We start from the raw sequence: 4,214 nt of genomic DNA on the forward strand, positions 1-4,214 counted from the left end.
CATCGACCATCACGCAGGTCTTGCCTTCGACGTCACCGATGATGTTCATCACGGTGGAGACGTTGGCGCGCGGGCGGCGCTTGTCGATGATCGCCAGGTCCGCATCGTCCAGGCGCTTGGCCACCGCACGTGCGCGCACCACGCCGCCCACGTCCGGAGACACCACGATCAGGTTTTCGGTGCCGTAGGCGCGCCAGATATCGGCGAGCAGCAGCGGCGAGGCATATACGTTGTCGACCGGCATGTCGAAGAAGCCCTGGATCTGGTCGGCATGCAGGTCCACCGTCAGCACCCGGTCGGCGCCTACGGCGCTGAACATCTTGGCGGCCACCTTGGCGGTGATCGGCACGCGCGAGGAGCGCATGCGGCGATCCTGGCGCGAGTAGCCGAAGTACGGCACCACCGCGGTCACGCTGTTGACCGAGGCGCGCTTGAGCGCATCGATCAGCACCAGCAGCTCCATCAGGTTCTCCGCGCTGGGCGCGCAGGTCGGCTGGATCACGAACACGTCCTGCTTGCGGACGTTTTCCTCGATCTCGACCTGGACTTCACCATCGGAGAAGCGCGACACCAACGCCTTGCCCGGTCGCACCCCCAGTTCCTTGCAGATGCTCTGCGCAAGGCGCTTGTTGGCGTTGCCGGAAAATACCAGCAGGTTGGGGTGATCTTGCATCATGACGGTCTCGGGCGGGAGCGATTGGAGAACTCGGCCGCCGGCACCCTGGAGTGTCTGCGGTGACAACACCGCGGATCATCGGCCGTGCCCGCGCAGATATGCGCATGGGAACGCGGCTGACATCCGCAAGTGGCAGGGGCGGGAGGATTCGAACCTCCGAATGCCAGGATCAAAACCTGGTGCCTTGGGCCTCTTGGCGACGCCCCTGCATCAAAATCAATAACGCTCGAGTACATCAAGCAGTGGCGAGCGCTCCACGCCCGCAGCCACCCATGCCCGCAGTCCTTCCGGCAACTGCGCCAAGCCCTGCTCTGCAGCAGCGCGCGTGGCGAACTCGACGAAACAACCGCTTCCCGACCCGGTGAGTCGTGCCCGGCCGATCCTGCTCAACGCTGCAAACGCTGCCTCTACGGCAGGCTCGCGACGGCGCAGTACCGGCTCGAACGCATTCCCGAGCAAAGACCCGGAAGCGAAGTCCGCTATTTTCGCCACTGGGGCGTCGCGCGTCAAATGCGGATCGGCAAAAAGTCCGGCGGTCGGCGCATGCACCCCCGGATCGGCGATGACGTACCAGGCCGGCGCGCGGGTGATCGGGGTGAGCTGCTCGCCCACGCCGTCGGCCCAGGCGTTGTGGCCCCGGACGAAAACCGGCACATCCGCGCCCAGCTGCAGCCCCAGGGTGGCCAGGGCATCGACGTCCAGGCCGGCGTTCCACAGACGGTTCAAGCCCACCAACACGGTGGCGGCGTCGGAGGACCCGCCGCCGAACCCGCCGCCGGCCGGAATGTGTTTTTCAACACCGATGTCCGCACCTTGGGCGACATTGGCGGCACGTTTAAGCAGAAGCGCTGCACGTACAGCGAGATCATCCGCCTCTGCCACGCCCGCCAGCGAGGGCCCGTCGCGGCGCACCTGGCCGTCTTCACGTACCCGCAGCCGGATCTGGTCGCCCCAATCGAGCAGCACGAACACGGTCTGCAGCTGGTGGTAGCCATCGGGTCGGCGGCCAGTGATGTTCAGGAACAGATTGAGCTTGGCCGGGGCCGGCCATTGCGACCAGCCCGCGTTCAGGTCCAGAGCACTCATGGGCCGCCGAGCGTCCAGCTGTCGACCAGCACGCGCACTTTGGCGTCCCCGCTGGTCGCTTCGATCCGCCGGGGCAGCACCGGCCGGTCGCCTTCGGCCGGGTACCAGTCCAGGTACTGGATCTGCCAGCCCATCTGCTCGACCCGGCGCGGCCGACCGTCGCCGTCACGCTCGACGTGCTCGGCGGCGCCGGTGTCATCGGCCACCAGGCCACGCACCCAGTCGGGCAGCTGGTTGACCGGAATGTCCCAGCCGGTGGCCTCCAGCAGCACCTGCTGGGCGTCCTCACCTTCACGCGGGCCGCCCTCCAGGCCTTCCAGGCGCCCGCCTTCGTGGTGGCTGTCGCCGGTCAGCTTCCAGCTCTGGCGGGTGACCGGCGCGCTCAGTTCCACCACGTAGCGGCGCGCATCCTGTTGCCAGTCGATGCGCCCGTTGCCGCCGTTGCGCCCCTTGTTGACCGCCACGCGGCCCTGGAAGCTCCATTGTGGCTGTGCACGCACGGCAGCCACGCGGGCCGTTTCCGCTTGCTCGGCCTCGGCTGACACGGTGGTCACCACGGTGGGTGCGGCCGGGGCCTTGCGCTCGTCCAGCGACACGCAGGCCGACAACGATGCAGCCATCGCCAGCGCGGCGCCGGCCTTGAACAGGTTCAACGTCATACGCCGTATTTCTCGATCACGCGCTGCAGGGCGCGGTTGTCAGGGTCCAGTTTGCGTGCCTCGTCGAGGAAACGCCGTGCTTCGTCCTTGCGGCCCAGCACCCACAGCACTTCGCCGACGTGCGCGGCAACCTCGGCGTCCTTGCTCAGGGTCCAGGCGCGGCGCAGCTGCACCAGCGCTTCTTCGTTGCGGCCCAGGCGATACAACACCCAGCCGTAGCTGTCGACGATGGCGGCGTTGTCCGGCTCGGCGACGCGGGCGCGGTCGATCAGCTCCAGTGCTTCCTGGTAGCGCTGGGTGCGGTCGGCCAGCGTGTAGCCCAGCGCATTGAGCGCGGCCACGTTCTCCGGGTCGGTGACCAGGATCTTGCGCAGGTCGGCTTCGGCGCGCGGCACGTCGTCGCGGCGCTCCCAGGCCAGGGCGCGGGCGTACAGCAGCGCGTTCTCGTCCGGGTAGGCGGCCAGGCCACGGGCCAGGGCGTCCAGCTCGCCGGGCAGGTCGTTGCCGCGCTGGCGCAGCTCGGCCTCCAGCAGGTAGGCGTCGCGGCGGGCCTCGTCATCGACAGTGGCGTCGGACTGGATCGCATGCACTTCGGCGAAGGCCTTGTCCGGGCGGCCCGCGTCGTACTGGGCATTGGCCGCGCGCAGGCGGGCTTCGGCCAGTTCCTCGCCCCCGGGCACGCTGTGGTACCAGTCCACCGCTTCGGCCGGGCGCTTGAGGTACTCGGCGATCTTGCCCAGCAGCAGGCGCTGGGCCGGGTCGGGCTTGGCTGCCTTGGCCGACAGCTCCTTATAAAGGAGCAGCAGGGCCGCATCGTCCTTCTGCTTGGCCAGCAGCGAGGCACGCATGCCCCAGGTCTGCACGTCCTGCGGCCCCACCGCCAGCACGCGGGCCGCCGCGCGCGGGTCGCCCATGGTGTCGTAGGCGATCGCCAGCGCGTTGCGCAGGTCCGGGTCCTGGCGGCTCTTGGGCTCGACGCCGCGCAGCAGCGCCATCGCCTCGTCCTGCTTGCCGGCCTGGGCCAGCTGGCTGGCATTCAACAGCGCCACGCGGGGTTCGTTGGGGAAGCGCCGCACGACTTCGTCGACCATCCGCTTGGCCAGGTCCGGGCGCTCCATGCGCATGGCCAGGCGGCCCAGCTCCTGCCAGACCTCCAGTTGATCGGGAATCGCGTTGTCGTCTACCAGCCCGCCCAGCACCTGGGCCGGCACGGCCGGGTCGCGCCCGCCGCCGATCAAGGCGGCAATGGCGAACTTCCAGCCGCGCGGGTCGGGGTCCTTCAGCAGCGCCCCCAGTTCGGTGCGCGCGCCGGCGATGTCGGCCTGGCGCATGTCCAGCGCAGCGGCGGCGCTGCGCATGGCCAGGCTGCGCGGGGCGCGGGCCTCCCACAGCGCCAGCGCCCGGGCGGCGCGCTTGTCGTCGTCGGCCAGCATGGAGATGCGGGTGGCGCGCTCGGCCAGCCCGGCGTCGTCGGTGCCGGCCTCGGCAGCCTCCAGGTACCAGCGCGCGGCATCGCCAAGCTTGCCGGCCTGCAGGGCGAACTCACCGGCCATGACCGGGGTCAACGGCGCGGTCTGGGCCGGCGTGGCCTTGGCTGCGGGGGCTGCCACGGGGGCCGGCGCCGGCGCTGCCAGGGCGTTGGCGACGGACAAGGACAGCAACAGAACGCTGGAGATGCGAATCAATGCGGGCATCGGGGGCTTCTGGCCTTAAAATGACGACTTGAATGGCCAGCAGCTTATCGCAAGCAACTGAACAATGACCCTGTGGGTGCTCGGACTGAATCACCAGAC

Annotated in this window: 4 protein-coding genes and 1 tRNA gene; all 5 read right to left on the reverse strand. The window is 69.1% G+C overall.

From position 1 onward, the window contains the following. A partial coding sequence (locus tag VES41_RS04945) for a ribose-phosphate diphosphokinase (protein WP_414719030.1) occupies positions 1–673 on the reverse strand: 673 nt, incomplete at its 3' end. Positions 674–806: 133 nt separating this feature from the next. Further along, positions 807–883 (reverse strand) — tRNA-Gln (locus tag VES41_RS04950). Between the two features lie 9 nt (positions 884–892). Beyond that, positions 893–1,762 (reverse strand): 4-(cytidine 5'-diphospho)-2-C-methyl-D-erythritol kinase, encoded by an 870-nt coding sequence (ispE, locus tag VES41_RS04955; protein ID WP_324813757.1) that lies wholly within the window; start codon positions 1,760–1,762, stop codon positions 893–895. Further along, a complete protein-coding gene (lolB, locus tag VES41_RS04960; protein ID WP_324813759.1) occupies positions 1,759–2,421 on the reverse strand; it encodes a lipoprotein insertase outer membrane protein LolB in 663 nt (220 codons plus the stop codon). The genes ispE and lolB overlap by 4 nt, the downstream gene beginning before the upstream one ends. Beyond that, positions 2,418–4,115, reverse strand: a complete 1,698-nt coding sequence (locus tag VES41_RS04965; protein WP_128095662.1) for a tetratricopeptide repeat protein — start codon at positions 4,113–4,115, stop codon at positions 2,418–2,420. Before VES41_RS04965 ends, lolB begins: the two co-directional genes overlap by 4 nt. Positions 4,116–4,214: the final 99 nt, after the last annotated feature.

The organism is Variovorax sp. (assembly GCF_035634955.1).
Lineage (GTDB): Bacteria > Pseudomonadota > Gammaproteobacteria > Burkholderiales > Burkholderiaceae_C > Variovorax.

Coding starts and splice junctions, on each gene's coding strand:
- ispE (WP_324813757.1), bottom strand. CDS start 1,762: ATGAGTGCTCTGGACCTGAACGCGGGCTGGTCGCAATGGCCGGCCCCG.
- lolB (WP_324813759.1), bottom strand. CDS start 2,421: ATGACGTTGAACCTGTTCAAGGCCGGCGCCGCGCTGGCGATGGCTGCA.
- VES41_RS04965 (WP_128095662.1), bottom strand. CDS start 4,115: ATGCCCGCATTGATTCGCATCTCCAGCGTTCTGTTGCTGTCCTTGTCC.